9 protein-coding genes, 2 tRNA genes, 1 other RNA gene and 1 pseudogene are annotated in these 17,746 nt (G+C 70.3%); 5 read left to right on the top strand and 8 right to left on the bottom strand.

Translation table 11 applies throughout. The features are described from left to right. The first annotated feature begins 6 nt into the window (after positions 1–6). A tRNA-Gly gene (locus tag V9U70_RS26880) sits at positions 7–79 on the top strand. A gap of 54 nt (positions 80–133) precedes the next feature. Here V9U70_RS26880 and V9U70_RS26875 read toward each other — a convergent pair. The 6 genes from V9U70_RS26875 to ffs form a co-directional block, all read right to left on the bottom strand. Then, on the bottom strand, positions 134–1,048 hold the full coding sequence (locus V9U70_RS26875) for a phosphoribosylaminoimidazolesuccinocarboxamide synthase (RefSeq protein ID WP_336679378.1): 915 nt from the start codon (positions 1,046–1,048) through the stop codon (positions 134–136). 302 nt (positions 1,049–1,350) lie between these two features. After that, on the bottom strand, positions 1,351–2,811 hold the full coding sequence (locus V9U70_RS26870; protein ID WP_336679376.1) for a N,N-dimethylformamidase beta subunit family domain-containing protein: 1,461 nt from the start codon (positions 2,809–2,811) through the stop codon (positions 1,351–1,353). Between the two features lie 610 nt (positions 2,812–3,421). Next, entirely contained in the window at positions 3,422–5,113 is a 1,692-nt protein-coding gene (locus V9U70_RS26865) for a M48 family metalloprotease (protein WP_336679374.1), read from the bottom strand. A 721-nt stretch (positions 5,114–5,834) separates the two neighbouring features. Further along, positions 5,835–7,085, bottom strand: a complete 1,251-nt coding sequence (purD, locus tag V9U70_RS26860; protein WP_336679372.1) for a phosphoribosylamine--glycine ligase — start codon at positions 7,083–7,085, stop codon at positions 5,835–5,837. A 148-nt stretch (positions 7,086–7,233) separates the two neighbouring features. Beyond that, positions 7,234–9,558, bottom strand: coding sequence for a DNA polymerase III subunit gamma and tau (locus tag V9U70_RS26855; protein ID WP_336679370.1), 2,325 nt, complete (start codon positions 9,556–9,558; stop codon positions 7,234–7,236). Positions 9,559–9,668: 110 nt separating this feature from the next. Further along, positions 9,669–9,765: signal recognition particle sRNA small type (gene ffs, locus V9U70_RS26850), an RNA gene on the bottom strand. A 142-nt stretch (positions 9,766–9,907) separates the two neighbouring features. On the opposite strand from ffs, the gene V9U70_RS26845 reads away from it, so the two are divergent. The 4 genes from V9U70_RS26845 (at position 9,908) to V9U70_RS26830 (ending at position 16,329) form a co-directional block, all read left to right on the top strand. Further along, positions 9,908–9,995: transfer RNA gene (locus V9U70_RS26845), tRNA-Ser, on the top strand. Between the two features lie 449 nt (positions 9,996–10,444). After that, complete coding sequence (locus tag V9U70_RS26840) at positions 10,445–12,019, top strand: type I restriction-modification system subunit M (protein ID WP_336679368.1); 1,575 nt, start codon at positions 10,445–10,447, stop codon at positions 12,017–12,019. Between the two features lie 88 nt (positions 12,020–12,107). Beyond that, entirely contained in the window at positions 12,108–13,229 is a 1,122-nt protein-coding gene (locus V9U70_RS26835; protein ID WP_336679366.1) for a restriction endonuclease subunit S, read from the top strand. A 22-nt stretch (positions 13,230–13,251) separates the two neighbouring features. Then, positions 13,252–16,329: a type I restriction endonuclease subunit R gene (locus tag V9U70_RS26830; RefSeq protein WP_336679364.1), complete on the top strand. Its 3,078-nt coding sequence runs from the start codon at positions 13,252–13,254 to the stop codon at positions 16,327–16,329. 143 nt (positions 16,330–16,472) lie between these two features. Here the strand turns inward: V9U70_RS26830 and V9U70_RS26825 are convergent, their stop codons facing one another. Both V9U70_RS26825 and V9U70_RS26820 read right to left on the bottom strand, forming a co-directional pair. Further along, complete coding sequence (locus tag V9U70_RS26825; protein ID WP_419724040.1) at positions 16,473–17,183, bottom strand: hypothetical protein; 711 nt, start codon at positions 17,181–17,183, stop codon at positions 16,473–16,475. A 38-nt stretch (positions 17,184–17,221) separates the two neighbouring features. Beyond that, positions 17,222–17,746 (bottom strand): annotated as a pseudogene (locus V9U70_RS26820) (IS256 family transposase); the annotation flags it as partial.

The following is a 17,746-nucleotide window of genomic DNA, read 5'->3' as shown; positions in this document are numbered from 1 at the left end:
CGCACTGCGAACGTAGCTCAGCTGGTAGAGCGCAACCTTGCCAAGGTTGAGGTCGCGAGTTCGAACCTCGTCGTTCGCTCCGTTCGGTAAGGCCCCGGTCCTCAGGACCGGGGCCTTACCGCTGTCTCCGGCGCTATGACCAGCCGGTCCCGGTCAGCACCTCGTACGCCTCGATGTACTTGGCGCGGGTCGCCTCCACGATCTCCTGGGGCAGGGCCGGGGGCGGCTGCTCGCTCGCGCGGTCCCAGCCGGAGGCCGGCGAGGTCAGCCAGTCGCGCACGAACTGCTTGTCGTAGCTGGGCTGCGCCCGGCCGGGCTGCCAGGTGGCGGCGGGCCAGAAGCGCGAGGAGTCCGGGGTCAGCACCTCATCGGCGAGGATCAGCCGCTCGCCGCCGTCCTCCGTGGTCTCGAATCCGAACTCGAACTTCGTGTCGGCCAGGATGATCCCCCGCGTGCGGGCGACGTCCCGGGCCCTGCGGTAGACGTCCAGCGTCGTCTGCCGCAGGTGGGCGGCGGTCTCCACGCCGATCTCGCGGGCGATCTCCTCGTAACTGACGTTCTCGTCGTGGTCGCCGACGGCCGCCTTGGTGGCCGGAGTGAAGATCGGGCCGGGCAGCTCCGATCCGTCGACCAGCCCCTCGGGGAGGCCGATACCGCAGACCGTACGGGAGGCGTTGTACTCGGCCAGCCCGGAACCGGTGAGGTAACCGCGGGCCACGCACTCGACCTGGACCATCCGCAGGGACGTGCAGACGAGGGTGCGGCCCGCCCAGTCCGCCGGAGCGCCGGGCGGCAGCTCGGTGGAGACCACGTGGTTGGGCACGAGGTCGGCGAGCTGGTCGAACCACCACAGCGAGAGCCGGGTGAGGACGCGGCCCTTGTCGGGGATCTCGGTGGGCAGGACCCAGTCGTACGCGGAGATACGGTCGCTGGCGACCATGACGAGGTCGCCCGCCTCGTTCCGGTACAGGTCACGCACCTTGCCGGTGTGCAGGTGGGTGAGGCCCGGAACCGATACGGGCTCGGGCTTTTCTACAAAACCGGACACAGTGCCTCCGCGTAGATTGATCCAGGAGCGGTTCCGATTGTCCCGCACGGGGGGCGCGCGCGCTGGAGCGGGGCCGAGGACACGCCCGGAGGTCTGAGCGGACGCCCGGGGGAAGCGTGACCGGACGCTTTGGGGGAAGCGTGACCGGACGTTCGGGGAAGCCCGAGCGCACACGAGGAAGGGCCTGAGCGGACGCCAGGAGGAGATCTGAGCGAACACCCGCCGCAGGCCCGGCCGGCCTTGCCGCCGGACCCCGCCCGGAGGCCCGCGCCCGCCCGGAGGCCCGCACCCGCCCCGGGAGTTCAGTCGCGCTTGCAGATCCGGTCGAGGAGGTTGGCCGTCGCCTGCTGGATGCGGAAGTCGACATGGCCGGGGCGATCCAGCGCCGGCGACCAGGCGAAGGTGCCGGAGGCGAACACGAGCGCGCCGGACGGGGCCTGGTAGAGCGAGGTCTCCTGGTGGCGGAGGGCCCCCTCGGAGTCCTCGTACGGGGAGTGGGCGAGCAGGATGCGGTTGTCGTGCTCCGGCAGGCTGGTGCGCGGGAAGTAGCGGTCGGCCTCGCCGGCCACCAGCCCCTCGATCTCGTCGCCGTCGGCCGCGCCCGTGCCGTCCCAGAGCCAGTGCTCGGCGTTGCGCACGACCAGCGGGCGGGGCTCGGGCACCCGGCCCGCGTACTGGATGCCCAGGAGCTGCTGTTCGGGGCGGTCGACCTCGCGCCAGAGGGCGGACTTGCCGGGGCCGCGACGCTTGCGGCAGGTCAGCAGGCGGTCCGGTTCGCCGGAGGCGGAGGGGGCGAGGCCCACCTGCCAGTACATGGTGTTCGCCGAGAGGAAGACGAGCGAGGTGCCGGAGTCCCGGGCGCGCTCGGCCGCCCGGCGCATCGGCAGCGACCAGTACTCGTCGTGTCCCGGGAAGACCAGGCCCCGGTAGCGGCTGGGATCGACGCGGCCCGCGTGCAGGTCGCGGGCGTCGGCGTAGGCCAGGTCGTAGCCGTACCGCTCGGCCCAGCGGATGAAGTCGTACGCGTGCCCCACGTGCAGGGGCAGCCCTGCCCCGGCGTAGGGGCGGTCGAAGGAGATCGTGACGGCCGCGTCCTCCTCTCCGAGGAGCCGCCCCCTCTCGTCCCACGCGTGATAGAGGCTGGCGCCGGTGCGACCGTCCTCCGGGTAGAGGTTGTAGGCCTGCCAGGTGATGTCGGGCAGCAGGAGCAACAGGTCGGCGGAGTGGTCGTGGCGGACCGTGAAGGGGATGTGCGAGCGGTAGCCGTCGGCGGTGGTCAGAACGGCCACATGCGCGCCGACCGACCAGTAACTCGGGATCTGGAGCCGCCAGGACATCCACCAGTGGTGGCAGGAGACGGTCCGGTCGGCGGCGAGCGGGGCGGGCTGGACGATGCCGGAGAGCCGCGGACTCGTGGTGATCTTGGACGCGCCGTCGCCGCCGTAGTGGCCGATGCGGTAGACGTCCACGGAGAACTGCTGGGGCGGGTCCACGGTGATGTGGAAGTCGATGGCCTCTCCGGGGGCGGCCGCGCCGGGCGAGACGAAGCCCTTGATCTGCCGGTGCACGTCGTCGGCCGTGCGCGTGCCGCCGCCGGTGGAGCGGCCGAGCGCCGGGTCGGCGTACCAGGGGACGACCTGGCCGGTGTCGTCGAAGTAGTTCTCACTGCCGCGCAGCCAGGGCAGCGGGCCCTGGCCGAAGGGATCGCTCACCGCGTGCGCGAGGGCGCCCGACTCCCACCGCCGAATCTGCTCCGCCCCCATGGCTCGCCCCTCCCTCAGGTCCCCCGGACAACTCTGGTGCGCCGAATGTCAGCGCCGATCCCCAGCACATCACATAACGCATGCGGTCCGTCACCGTTCGTCGTGAATTGACGGGAACGGACGCCGCCCCTTTGGACCACCGCCCCTCCGGTGGCACCCGCACGCCAACGCCGGTCGGACGTCGGTACGTTTCCCTCTCCACGCTCCGGCGGGCCCGGGGCCTGTGTTCGCCAAGGGGCGGGAGCGGGGCGCGGACGTACGGGCGGTGGGCGCGGGCGTACGGAGGCAGGCGCGGGTGCGGGGGTGCGCTCGGGGCAGCGCGCGGGGGCGGTCACGGGGTTGCGTTGGGGCGGCGCGCGGGGGCGGGGCGCGTACGGGAGGGGCGGCGCGCGGGGGCGGGGCGCGTACGGGAGGGGCGGGACACGGGGGCGGGGCGCGTACGGGAGGGGCGGGACACGGGGGCGGGCGCGGGGCCCGGGGCCCGCGACGCGAGCGGGGCGCCCTGGGCCCGGTGACGTGGACGACGCGTGTGGGGCCTGATGGCGTGTGGGGCCTGATGGCGTGTACGCCGCGTGCGGGGCCCGGCTCCACCAGTCGGGCCGGGGCCCGGCTACACCAGCCGGACCGGCTTGTCGGAGCGCACGCCGACCTCGGCGAGCCAGGATCGCAGCGGGTCCGGGTCGCCGTCCTCGACGAGGCTGAGGACGGGCGCCGCCAGGTCCGCCCGGCGCTCGCCGCCGACGAGCAGCGCGGGACCGTCCAGCCAGTCCAGACCGGGGGCCGCGCCCGCCGTGTCCACGGCCGCGCAGCAGACCATCGCCGCGACGTGGTCGGCGAGCAGCTCCGTGCCCGTACGCGGGGGCTGGAGCGGGAAGAGGGGCAGCGGGCCGGGACCCCAGAGGTCGAGGGGATCGTCGGCGGCGCCGCCACCGCCGGGCACGGTCGGCGCCGGGGCGCCGTGGGACGGGCCGCCGTACGCCGGGCGGCCGGCCTCCTCACGGGCCACGGCGGCGCCGATGCCCGCGGCCAGCTCGTCACCGGAGCCTCCCGGTCGGGACAGATGCTCCACGACCCGGGCCAGGGTGGGGACGGCCGGGTCGGCGGCGGACGCAGGAGAAACGCCCATGGTGTCGAGGACCCGGTGCAGCCGGGCCGCCTCTGTGCGCCACTTCCGGTCGACGACCTCGTCCGGATACTGCTGCCAGTCCACCGGAGCCCAGTCCGGGCCGCTCTCCGCGGGGCCGCCGTGGAAGAGCCGGGCGGCCAGGAGGGACGCCGCCTCGTCGGCCGCGCCGGGCTCGTCGAGCAGGTCGCACGCCGGGCGCTCGCCCAGGCGGGGGGCGAATCCGTCGGCCAGCCGGTCCCGGCGGGAGAGCTCGGTGAGCGCGGAGACGACGCCGACGTCCAGCCGGGAGGGCCAGCGGCCCATCCGCCAGGCGGGCAGCGCCACCCGGGTCAGCAGCCGGTCCCATCCCGCGTAGGCCAGGCCGACCTGCTCCTGGGCGGAGATCCGGAGCCCGTGGTCGACCGTCTGGGCGCGCATCGACGCGGCGGCGGCCGCACAGCGCTCCATCTCGCCGGCGTGGTCCCGGCAGGCGCGCAGCAGGAACCGGGCGATCCAGCCGACGAACGTGAGCGGTGCCCCGCGCAGCCCGCCCCGCCCGGGGAGCGCGGCATCGGCGACCGCGGCGTCCAGGCCGCGGACGAAGCGGCGGGCGGCGGCTATGTCGGGGTGAGCGGAGGGGCCGGTGCCGGCCACGACGGGGGCGAGCACCGCGCGGAGCTCGGCGACCCGCATCCACCACAGGAACGGCGATCCGATGACCAGCACGGGGGCGTCCTGCCGGGACGCGGGGCCCGGCTGCCCCTGGCGGAGCCGCCGGTACGCCCGGTGGGTGCGGTCCTCCAGCCAGCTGTCGCAGTCCGGAGTCAGCGCTATGGCCGAGGGCGGGGGCACGTCCAGCCGGGCGGCCAGGTCCCGGACCAGCCGGTAGAGGTCGGGGGCTCCCCGCTCGGGCACGGGGACCGTCGGACTGACGGCGGGCCGCGCGCGGGCCACGGAGACCGCGACCAGGACGGTCACCAGCAGCACACCGGCGGCGACGCCGAGAACGGACCAGCGCACGGTGTCCCAGGCCGGACCGCCCAGGCGCCCCTGAGCGCCCGCGGCGAACAGCACGACGGCGAGGGCCGCGGGCAGGATCGCCACGGCCAGCGCCCTGCTGCGGATGCGCAACAGGGAGAGCGCTCGGGCCTGTGCGGCCCGCACACCGAGTTCTTCACCCACATCGCTACCGGACATGGCCGGACGTCACCCCCTCTGCCCTACGACGGCGTTGCTCACTCCCCCACTGTGGCACCCGCAACTGACATCGCAATGCCGGTGGGCCAAGTGCCGGAACGCTTGCGCCGCACCCTAGTTGGGGCTCCGGCGGCCGTCATCCGGATGGCCGAGTCGTCACCCGATCGAATGGCTTTGGGTAAAGCTGCTGACAATGGAGCTGTCGTGTTCGCGCCTCAGGACCGAGCCGTGATCCCTGGGGGACCAGTGCGCGGCGTCGGAGGAGGCGCGTCGCACGGCGGGGGATGGCCGCATGCTGCATGTACCCGGGCGTCCCGACAACGCGGCGAGGTGGCGAGGTGGCGAGGTGGCGAGGTGGCGTAACGGTCGTCGAACCCGTGGCTGTCGTCGTGCGCCCGCCAGGGTTCACGGGGCGGGCCCGTGAGGGCCGCCCCTCTCGCCCGCCGCCCGTACGCCGATGGCGTACGGGCGGCAAAGGGGCCGCGACGCCCTCCGACGGGGCCGCCGGAACCGTGGCCTGGTGGGGTGGGCCGAGGCCTGCGGTGCGCGGGGCTCACGGGCCGGGCCGGGGCCGGTGGGCGGGTGCCGCACTGGTCGGCGGGTACCGCGCCGGTGGGCGGGCCGGGGCCGGTGGGCGGGTGCCGCACTGGTCGGCGGGCGGGCCAGCGCCGGTGGGCGGGTGCCGCACTGGTCGGCGGGCGGGCCAGCGCCGACGGACGGGTCAGCCCTCGGACGCCTTCAGCGCGATGTCCGTACGGTGCTGGGAGCCGTCGAGGCTGATCCGGCCGAGCGCGGTGTAGGCGCGCTCGCGGGCCGCTGCGAGATCCTTGCCGATCGCGGTCACCGAGAGCACCCGGCCGCCCGCGCTGACGACCGCGTCGCCCTCGGCCCGGGTCCCGGCGTGCAGCACGTACGCGTCCGGGGCGTCCTGCGCCGCGACGTCGGCGAGCCCGTCGATCGGGTCGCCGGTGCGCGGGGTGTCCGGGTAGTTGTGCGAGGCGATGACCACGGTGACCGCGGCGTCGTCGCGCCATTTCAGTGCCGGGAACACGTCCAGAGTGCCGTTGGCGGAGGCCAGCAGGACACCGGCCAGCGGGGTTTTCAGCCGGGCGAGGACCACCTGGGTCTCGGGATCGCCGAAGCGGGCGTTGAACTCGATGACCCGCACCCCGCGCGAGGTGATCGCGAGGCCCGCGTAGAGCAGCCCTGAGAAGGGCGTACCGCGGCGGCGCAGTTCGTCGACGGTCGGCTGGAGCACCGTCTCCAGGACATCGTCGACCAGTTCGGGGTCGGCCCACGGGAGCGGCGAGTAGGCGCCCATGCCGCCGGTGTTCGGGCCCTCGTCGCCGTCCAGGGCGCGCTTGAAGTCCTGGGCGGGCTGGAGCGGCAGCACGGTGGTGCCGTCGGTGATCGCGAAGAGGCTGACCTCGGGGCCGTCGAGGAACTCCTCGATGACCACGCGGTCGCAGGAGAGCGCGTGGGCGCGGGCCGCCGCGACGTCGTCGGTGACGACGACGCCCTTGCCCGCGGCGAGGCCGTCGTCCTTGACGACGTACGGCGCGCCGAAAGCGTCGAGCGCCTTGTCGATCTCTTCGGGGGTGGTGCAGACGTAACTGCGGGCGGTGGGCACGCCGGCGCCCGCCATGACGTCCTTGGCGAACGCCTTGGAGCCTTCCAGCCGGGCCGCTTCGCCGGAGGGGCCGAAGCAGGGGATGCCGGCCGCGCGCACGGCATCGGCGACCCCGGCGACCAGCGGCGCCTCGGGGCCGACGACCACCAGCCCGGCGCCCAGCTCGGTCGCGAGGCGCGCGACGGCGTCACCGTCGAGCGCGTCGACCGGGTGCAGTTCGGCCACCTCTGCGATCCCGGCGTTGCCGGGGGCGCAGTACAGAGCGGTGACATCGGGGTCGAGGGACAGAGAGCGGCACAGGGCGTGTTCGCGGGCGCCGCCGCCGATGACGAGGACCTTCACGGGATGCAGCCTAACCGCCGGGCGCGCGGAGCCCCGACGGCCGCCGGTCCGTGGACGCCCCCACCGCCGCCGCGCCCCTCACCGCCCGGCCCCCCGGCGCCTCACCGCTCGACCGCCCCGCGGTCGGCCCCGGCCGTTGGCCCCCGCCTCACTGCTCGTTGGTGAACTCCTCGACCACCGTGGCGCCCAGTTCGCGGACGATCAGCTCATGACCGGAGAGGGCGGAGTCGACGAGGTCCGGATCGTCGGCCTCCGCGGTGTCGTCCTCGGGCGCGACGGACCGGGCCGGCTCGGCCCCGTACGAGCTGTCCCCCCCGTACGCGCTGTCAGTCCGGTACGCGCCGCGGGAGGGCTCCGGTGCGGACGACGCGGCCTGCCGGCCCTGGGGCGGCGCGGAGGAGGAAGGCGTCTGCTGGGACGGCGACCCGTGCTGCTGCGGCGACGGGGGCCCGGGCTGCTGCGGGGCGGAGTGTGCCGGGCGGGGCTCATATGCGACCGGGGCCGCCGGAGCGGGCTGGTACTGCGGGGCGGGGCGCCCACCGCCGGACTGCGGGGGCATTCCTCCGCCACCGGACGGCGGGGACGCGCCTCCGCCGCCGGAGGCGTCGACGATCGCCTCGATCCGCCACTGGGCGTTGAAGCGCTCGGCGAGGGCCTGCTTCAGGACCTCCTCGCTGCCGCTGCCGGCGAAGTTGTCGCGGGCGCCCGCGTTGAGGAAGCCGATCTGGAGGGTGGTCCCGTCGAACCCTGTGACCTGGGCGTTCTGGCTGAGGAGAATCCAGGTGAAGCGCCGGCGGTTCTTGACGGCCTCCAGGATGTCGGGCCACATGCTCCGCACCTGTGCGGCGCCCTGGGCCATGCTCTGCCCCCCCTCGGGGGCCGCCGGGGCCGCCGGGGCGGCCGGCGCGGCGGGGGCCGCCGGAACCGGGGCGACGGGTGCGGCCGCCGGTGGCCGGGGTGCGGCGGGACCGCTGCCGGGGGCGGACGCGGTGGGCCAGCCGCCGGGGCGACGGGCTTGGTCCCCGCCCGCGGCGGTGGGCCAGGACCCGGGCCGCTGCGCGGGAGCCTCTGCCGGGGCCTGGGGGACAGCGGGGGCGGCAGGCGCGGGAGCGGGGGGCGCGGTCTCCCGGGCCGCTGGGGGCCCGGCGGGCGGGGACGGGGCGTACGCGGCGGGCGCTTCGCCCCGTGCGGCGGCGCGGGCGGCGTCCGGGCCGGCAGGAGCCGCGGGGGCATGGGCCTGAGCCTCCGGGCCCGGCACGTACCCCATCGGAGCGCCGGAGGCCGGGGCCGCGAACGAGGCGGCAGCGGCGGCGGACGCACCGCGCTCCAGCCGGTCGAGCCGGGCCTGCAACGACCGCTCGTCGTCGAAGGCCGCGGGCAGCAGGACCCGGGCACAGATCAGCTCCACCTGGAGCCGCGGCGAGGTGGCCCCGCGCATCTCGGTGAGCCCCTCGTTGACCAGGTCGGCGGCGCGGCTCAGCTCGGCGGCGCCGAAGACGGACGCCTGGGCCTGCATCCGCTCGACCACATCGGCGGGGGCGTCGATGAGGCCCTTGTCCCCGGCGTCCGGCACGGCGGCCAGGATCACCAGGTCCCGGAGCCGTTCCAGCAGGTCCGCCACGAAACGGCGGGGGTCGTTGCCGCCCTCGATCACCCGGTCGACGACCTCGAAGGCGGCGGCCCCGTCGCCCGCGGCGAAGGCGTCGACGATGGAGTCGAGCAGCGAACCGTCCGTGTACCCGAGGAGGGAGGTCGCCATGGCGTAGGTCACACCGTCATCGCCCGCGCCGGCCAGCAACTGGTCCATGACGGACATCGAGTCACGCACGGACCCGGCCCCGGCCCGCACGACGAGCGGCAGCACGCCGTCCTCGACCGGGCTGTTCTCCCGACCGCAGACATCGGCGAGATAGCTGCGCAGGGTGCCCGGGGGGACCAGCCGGAACGGATAGTGGTGCGTACGCGACCGGATGGTCCCGATGACCTTCTCGGGCTCGGTGGTCGCGAAGATGAACTTGAGGTGCTCCGGCGGCTCCTCGACCACCTTCAGCAGGGCGTTGAAGCCCGCCGGGGTGACCATGTGCGCCTCGTCGATGATGTAGATCTTGTAACGACTGGAGGCGGGACCGAAGAACGCCTTCTCGCGCAGATCACGGGCGTCGTCCACGCCACCGTGCGACGCGGCGTCGATCTCGATCACATCGATGGAACCGGGCCCGTTGCGCGCGAGGTCCCGGCAGGACTGGCACTCCCCGCACGGGGTGGGGGTGGGCCCCTGCTCGCAGTTCAGACAGCGGGCGAGAATGCGCGCACTGGTCGTCTTCCCGCAGCCGCGCGGCCCGCTGAACAGGTACGCGTGATTGACCCGGTTGTTCCGCAGGGCCTGCTGGAGCGGGTCAGTGACATGCTCCTGACCGATGACCTCGGCGAACGACTCGGGGCGATAGCGGCGGTACAGCGCAAGGGACGACACACCTACGAGGTTATCGGGGACGACCGACAACCGGCCCCACCCCGCCCAGGCCCGCACCCCCCGGGCCCTCCGACAGGCCCGCGCCCCGGCCGGGCGGCCGGCCCCGGAACGCAAAGGGCCCCCCACGCACCCGCCAGAGCCGACCTACCCTTGCTGCCTTCCGGCCCTGGGGGAGTTCAGTCAGATAGCGCCACGTGAGGGGCTGACGCCCACCTTAGCGGATTCCCACCCCTCCCGGTCCACCCGCCCGCCCGACCACCCCCTCCCCGGGGCGGCCAGGACCCCCTCCCGGACGATCTCCGGAGACCAGGTTCGCGAGCACCCTCCAACGTCTTGTATTGTTTGCCGCGGAGGATTCGCCTAGTGGCCTAGGGCGCACGCTTGGAAAGCGTGTTGGGGGCAACCCCTCACGAGTTCGAATCTCGTATCCTCCGCCATTGCTCTCACCGGGCAATACGTCGAAGGGTCCCACCGCTCGCGGTGGGGCCCTTCGACGTGCGTGGTCTCAGTTTTTGGTCTCAGTTGCGCGGGACAGACGGCCTTGAACTTCCACGGACAGACTTCCGTCTACCTCCCTCGAGGATCACGTCCCTGGACGACGGGCCCGGGCCTCTTTCATAGCCTCGCCGCAGCCACCACGACAGCGACAGTCGGTGCCTCCTCCGCATGCGCGGGGCGGGGCATGCTTGATCAACAAGCGGGCGCCTGGTCGCGTTGCTTGTTCGGGTCGTTTGCCACTTTTCGCAGCCCCGGGGAGGGATATCGTTACTCCCCCAGCAGGACACACCCGTCGTGTACATGCCGGATGCGCCCGAAATAGGGTGACCAGCAGGACCACCACGGCCCTCGGTCGCCGCCCTGAGACGAGCAAGGACACCCCCGACTGATGGCAGTGACCCAGCAGGAGATCGAGAACCGCTTGTGGGACGCCGCCGACGAGCTGCGCGTGGCGATGCCCGAAGCGCAGTACTCCTCGGTCGTCTTCCCGCTGATGTTCTGGAAGTACCTGTCCGACACCTGGGAGTACCACCACCAGGAGTTCCTTGCCGAGAACGAGGGCCTGGACAACCTCTCTGCCGAGGAAGCCCACGAGATCGAGTACCGCGACTACCAGTCGTTCGAGATCCCCTTCATCTACCCCGGAACCGTTCAGCAGCGCCGCGCCTCTTGGTCGTCGATCCTCACCACCATCGCCCATCCCGGCCTCGGCCAGCGGGTCCGCACCGCTCTGCAGGCCATCGAAACTGCTAACCCCGCCAAGTTCTCTCGCTTGTTCGGGTCTATGACCTGGGCAGCCGAAGAGGTTTTGTCAGGGGAGGTGTTGGCGGCGGTCATGCAGGCAATGGACCGCACTCCGAAGATGCACGAGGGCAACATGTCCCACGACGTGCTCGGCGGGGCATACGAGTACCTCCTCAAGCGGTTCTCCGACGGTTCGGGGACCCGCGCCGGCCAGTTCTTCACCCCGCGCGAGGTCGTCGAGCTGATCGTTGAGATCCTCGACCCCAAGGGCTACGAGTCGGTGTACGACCCGACCTGCGGGTCGGGAGGCATGCTCATCGCCTCCGCGAACCTTCTCAAGGCGCACAGCAAGCGTGGCTACACGCTCAAGCTGTACGGGCAAGAGGCCGTCCCGGACACCGCAGGTGTGGCCCGCATGAACCTCTTCATGCACAACCTGACCCAATTCCAGGTCGAGGTTGGCGACACGCTGAAGGATCCCCGGTTCAAGAAGCCAGACGGCTCGGTCGCGCAGTTCGACGTGATCCTCGCCAACCCTCCGTACAGCCTGAAGTGGAAGCCGTGGACCAACGACCCGCGCGCCATCGGCGGTGTCGCGCCGCAGCCGTCGGCGGACTGGGCGTTCGTGCAACACATGATCGCCAGCATGGACCCGAAGAAGGGACGCGCCGGCGTCGTCCTGCCCCACGGCGTTCTCTTCCGTGGCGGCCAGGAAGCAGCCATCCGGCAACGGATCCTGGACGATGACCTCCTGGAAGCCGTGATCGGGTTGCCGTCGAACCTCTTCTACTCGACTGCCATCCCCACGGCGATTCTGGTGTTCCGGGCGCGGGAGACCAAGGCCCCGGAGCGTCAGGGCGGGGTGCTGTTCATCGACGCCTCCAAGAGGTTCACCAAGGCCAAGAACCGCAATGTCCTCACCGCGCCCGACATCGCCGACATGGTGACTGCCTACCACTCCAAGTTCGACGCCGACGGCCACCTGGTGGACCCCGACGGTTTTGGCGGCCTGACAGCACGCTTCGTGCCCAAGACGGAGATCGTGGCGAGCGGCTACGACCTGAACATCGGTAGGTACGTCAAACAGGCCGCAGCTGAGAGCGAAGACCTCGGCACCCTCATCGACGCCTACAACCTCGCCCGCGCCGAACGAGAGAAGACTGAGGCTCGCATGCTCGCAGTGCTCGCCGACGCCGGGATCGAGGGCTTCGATGAGTGACCCGACGAGTAATGGCCAAGCTGCCCCGGTGCAGGAGGGCTGGGTCCGGGCTCCTCTGGCGCGGTTCCTCACGCCGAATGTGGAATCCGTGGACGTGGACCCGGAGCAGAAATACCCAACCGTGGGCGTGCTGAACAGGGGGCGAGGGCTGCTCTACCGCGATTCCGTGGCAGGGAGCGCAACCGCCTACAAGAAGCTCAACCGGATCGGCCCCAGCATGCTCGTCTACAGCCGCCTCAAGGCTTTCGAGGGCGCGATCACCGTGACGCCCGACGACCTGCCTGAATCCTTCGCGTCGCAGGAGTTCCCCACCTTCGCCTTCGCGTCCGACGCCGACCCCGACTTCTTTCGCATCCTCACCACGATGGAGCGCATGTGGGACGCCCTGCAGGGGGCCTCCAAGGGGATGGGTGGCAGGCGTGAGCGGGTGAAGCCCGCCGACTTTCTCAACATCGTCATGGACATTCCGCCCCTGCCAGTGCAGAAACGGATCGTCGAGGCCATCGGCGCGGTCGACGACCAGATCTCCGCACTCAACGAAGAGGCCGAGGCGCTGGATCGAGTCTCGATGGCCGTTGCCAGCGACATGCTCTCCGGCGAGCCAATCGTGGCGCTCGGAACTGCGCTCGACGACATTCGAGGCGGCAAGAGTCCCCAGGCAAACAAGTGGCCCCCGGGTGCTGACGAGTTTGGCGTGTTGAAGGTCAGTGCGGTCACTCCCTTCCGGTTCCTCCCAGAGGAATCGAAGAGCCTTCTGCCTGGCACATTCATGCCTGCGTCCGCGCTTGTTCAGCCCGGAGACGTGCTAATCACGCGAGCGAACACACCTTTGCGAGTCGGGGCTGTCACGCGAGTACCTGCCGATGTTCGGAACGGCCTCTACCTCGCTGACAAGACTCTTCGACTCGTGCCGTCGTCGAAACTGGACCCGGACTTCCTCGTGGTGGCTATGGCGCTGAAGGCGGCCCGGAACCACCTCATGAGTTCGGCCACAGGCACCAGCGCGTCCATGGTCAACGTCAGCCAGGATCGCATTCGTGAGACACCGATCCCACTTCCTGACTTGGACCGGCAGCGGGAAGTGGCCTCCGCCGTACTTTCCGTTCGTGCGAACACCGATGCGGCGCGGGCTGAGGCCACCCGCCTCCGGAAAGCGCGCTCTGGCCTGCTCTCGGGACTGTTGGACCAGAGCATCACCATCGACGTTTAGTCCGACTAGGGGGGTCTGAGGCATGGCGAAGGGCATTCGGGAGCGCGAGTTCCAGAACCAGATGATCCAGTGGTCCTTGCCGATGGGTTGGGATTACTCCGCGGGGCGAGCCCTGCCGCGGGAGACCATACAGACGGTGGTCGTCTCCCACCTGCGCGACGCCATCATCAGACTGAACCCGGGAGTGATCGACGGGTTTGACCTGGACGTGGTGGTCGATGAAGTCGTGTCCACGGTCACCGCCGTCGAAGGTGGACTGGTCCGGGCCAACGAGCAGGTGCTGCGTCTGTTGCGAGGGCGGAAGGAGTTCCGGGACAACGATGGCGCGTGGCACACGCTGAAGTTGGTCGACTTCGAGACACTGAATGCCAACACGATGGTCGTCTCGGATGAGGTGACCATCAGCGTGCCAGGCAAGACCTTCCGCCGGTTCGACCTCGTCTACTGGGTCAACGGCCTGCCCCTGGTAGTGGTCGAGGTGAAGTCCCCGACCGCGAAGTCCGCGTGGGCGGACGCCGCCCGCGAGATCAACAACGTGTACGCCACCGAGTACCCGTGGTTCTTCACGTCCAACGTCTTCGCCGTCGCCACGGACGGCCTGAAGCTGCGGTTCGGTGCCGCCGGCGCGCCCACGAACCTGTGGCAGCCGTTCCGGTCCACCGACGATGACGAGAATCTGTCCGGTCACGCCGACGTGCAGCGCTCCGTCGAGTTGCTGATGAACCCGGCCACGGTCCTGGACATGCTCGCCAACTTCGCCCTCTTCGACACCGCCGGGGGAGGGACCGACGTGAAGTACCTACCCCGCTACCCGCAGATGGAAGCCGCGCACCTGATCCACGAGCGAGTCCTGCAGGGTGGCTCGAAGGGTCTGGTCTGGCACCACCAGGGCTCAGGGAAGACCCTGCTGATGGTGTTCGCCGCCGCGCTGCTGCTGGCCGATACCCGCACCGAGTCACCCACGATCATCCTGCTCTCGGACCGGAATCACCTCGTCCGGCAGACCTCAGGAGTTTTCACCTCGGCAATGGGGGATGCGTACTTCCACAAGCCTTCGAACAGCCAGAAACTGCGTACCCTGCTGGCCGATGAAGTGCGTGGCGTCATCTCCACGACCGTCCACAAGTTCGCCGAGGCCGGCAAGAACCTGTCGGTCCGAAGCAACATCATCGTGCTCGTCGACGAGGCACACCGCACCCAGTCCTCCGACAAGGACTCCCTGGCCGGGCAGATGCGCGCAGCATTGCCCAACGCAAGGTTCTTCGGCATGACCGGCACCCCCGTCAGGAATCTCGCCACCGACACGTTCGACCTTTTCGGAGAGGAGGGCGACCCGGGCAGAGTGCTGCACCGGTATTCGGTATCCCGCTCTCTTCTGGACGAGGCGACAGTCCCGGTCATACTGCATCCGCACCCGGTCTCCTTCGACATGGACGACCAGGCATTGCAAGCCGAGTTCGACGAGTTCGCTGACGACTTCGACCTTGACGACCCCGACCGTGAGGCCCTGTCCCGTAAGTTCGGACGCCTTACCTCGGTGTTCGCCAACCCCGAACGTATCCACACAGTCTGCAGGCACATCGTGGACCACTACCTGGCTGGCGCCTACCGCAACGGCCTCAAGGCGCAGGTCGTCGCTTACAACCGTGAGCTGGCTGTGGCATATACGGACAAGATCAACGAGCTGCTGGCCGGTTTCGAGGCATCCCAGGTGCTCGGAGAGGTCGGGAAGCATCAGCGGATCACTGCAGAGGTGAACATCTCCGTCTCGGACTCCAAGACCGAAGACGTCGATATGAAGCCGTATCAGCTCTCGGAGACCGAGGAAGAGGAGCAAAAGCGCCGGTTCCTCAGCCCGGACGACCCCCTGTGTTTCCTGGTGGTGACCGCGAAACTGATGACCGGGTTCGACGCTCCCAACGAGGGAGTCCTCTACCTGGACAAGCCGCTGAAGGCCCACAACCTGTTCCAGACAATCACTCGCCCGAACCGCACCTGGGTGTCACCGAACGGGTTCGTGAAGAACTCCGGCGTGATCGTGGACTACATCGGCCTCGCCGAAGAGGTCCAGAAGGCCGTCGTCGACCCCACCGCGGCTGAAGACAGTAAGGGAGGCGGGTTCGTCACCGACCTGTCCGAACTGGTCGCCGAATTCCGACTCGCCTTCGCTCGGATCGAAGACCTCCTCGCGGACGTGGACGGCGTGGACCTGACGATCCACGGATACCAGTCCGTCCGAGCCATCAACGTCTTCCTGGACGCCAACCCCGATGCCGCCGAGGTGTTCAGCAAGGACTACCGGCTCTTGGCCCGCCTGTACCCGTTCATCAACACTGACAAGCGAGTCGCCAAGTACGGCGACGGCTTTGGACTGTTCGGGTCCGTGTACACAACCCTGTTCAAGAAGTCCTCCGACGAGGAGAGGAAGGAACGGCTGGCCGAGCTGGGGCCAATGGTCCTGGAGATCATCAACGCCCACGTCCACTCCTTCTCCGTGGTCGCCTCCCAGGAGGAAACTCTTGTCCTGGACGCTCAGGGCATCACCGTCCTCAAGGAGCTGCTGGCGCTTGTCCGCCCCAAGACCGACAAGAATGGCGGCGAGGACACGTCTCCGCCGTCAGCAGCGGAAATCCTGGACCACATCAAGGCTGCCCTCGACAAGGGCGTCGACCCGGGGTCCGCGAAGTACACCGCCCTCGCCGAGCGGATCAAGCAGCTGCGGGACCGGATCATCCAGAATGCCCAGGACGCACTGGACTTCCTCTCGGAAGCGCTCCGGGTCGCTCGAGCAATCGTCAACGCCGAGAAGCACCCGGACGAAGCCGTCGTAGTACTGGACGACGACCACATCGGTGTCCTGACTCGGATACTCCACGACCATGCACCTGCCGGTCTCACCATCACCGAGAGGAACCTGGCCGAGGAAATCGACCAGGTAGTCAGGCACACCCTCGCGAAGGCTTGGGACAACGCCGATGCCCGAAACCGAGGCGCCCGCCGCGCCACCGCTGCGGTCTTCCGCCGCTACGCACTGAAGCCAGTAGGAGAGCCGTACGACTCCACGGTCGCCTACATCGAGGCCCACTACCTCGTTGACTGACGAACGCGCGGATGCCCGGCACCCCGCCGTGGGGTGTCGGGCATCGTCGCGTTGTGTGGGCCTGCTGCTCTCCCTAGCGCCACCTGGGGGGCACGCTGGGGCGCGCCGGTGTGGTTCGCCCTGGTAAGCGGCATTCCAGGGCACTACCACTCTTCGGTGTCACCGTACTTCCCTGGGCTTCGGGCACGGTCCACAGCCTGTGCACAAGCCTCGACGAAGGCCACCTCGACGGCCATCTTGTCCGTGCCCCGCACCTGGGCCTCGACCTCCTGGCCCGTGCCGGGGCGGCGGGCGGTGCGCCAGGCTGAGGCCCGGTCGGTGTAGCGGTCGGTCTCGAAGTCCCAGGTCGGCATTGACCACTGCTCCGGGCCCCCGGTCGCCGTGCGTTCCCCGCCTGGGAGGAACAGGGCTCGGGCGTGGAAGACCACGGCCCGCTCCGGTACACGGTCGCGGATTGCGCTCGCGCCGTCCGGGCCTTGGTGCTCCCAGCCCCAGCGGTCCCATTCCTCAACCTCGGCAGTGCGATCGGGCCAGTCCTCGCCCCAGAGTGCGACGACCTCGTCGGCGTGCTCACGGTGGAGGCAGGGCACGCGCCGCTCGCCGAGGCGGGCAACGTGGACCACCAACTCGGTCGGGACGGGGCCGTGGCTGGCCTTCGGCGCACCGCTTCCCTCCGCCTGGTCTGTGCCCCAGAGGAGGCCGCCGACCTTAGCCGCGGTGTCCTTGAGGACGCGGCTGGTCAGGTGCTGGTAGCGACGGCGCATTCGGGCAGACTTGCCGGGCTCCCAGCCCATGATGGCGTCGACGACCGCGTCGGAGACGCCGAGGATGAGCAGGACGGGTCTGTCAAACAAACGGTGTAACTTGGGTTGTTGGAGTTACTGGCGTGCTGCGGAGAGTCGCCGTCGAAGGCGATGTCGAAGGCGTTCAAGGCTGTCCTCCAGCGCATGGTCCAGCGGGCTTGGCCCTTGCCGGTCGGGTCCAGCGACATGATCGCCATGTAGACGCACTTCAAGGCGGCCTGCTCGTTCGGGAAGTGCCCGCGAGCTTTTACCGCCCGCCGGATCCGCGCGTTCACGGATTCGATCGCGTTGGTCGTGCAGACGATGCGGCGGATCGCGGTGTCGAAGCGTAGGAACGGAGTGAACTCCTCCCAGGCGTTCTCCCAGAGCCAGATGATCGCCGGATACTTCTTGCCCCAAGCGTCGGCGAACTCCGCGAACCGATCGAGGGCCGCGTTCTCGGTCGCCGCGGTGTAGACGGGCTTGAGGACCTTCGCGGTCTTGTCCCAGTCCTGGCGGGCGGCATAGCGGAAGGAGTTCCGCAGCAGGTGCACCACACAGGTCTGCACGACGGTGCGGGGCCAGACGGTCTCGACGGCGTCGGGCAGGCCCTTGAGCCCGTCGCAGACGAGCAT

Source organism: Streptomyces pratensis (assembly GCF_037137275.1).
GTDB lineage: Bacteria > Actinomycetota > Actinomycetes > Streptomycetales > Streptomycetaceae > Streptomyces > Streptomyces pratensis_B.
The sequence above is the reverse complement of the archived record's forward strand: the minus strand, read 5'-3'. Positions and strand labels throughout refer to the sequence as shown.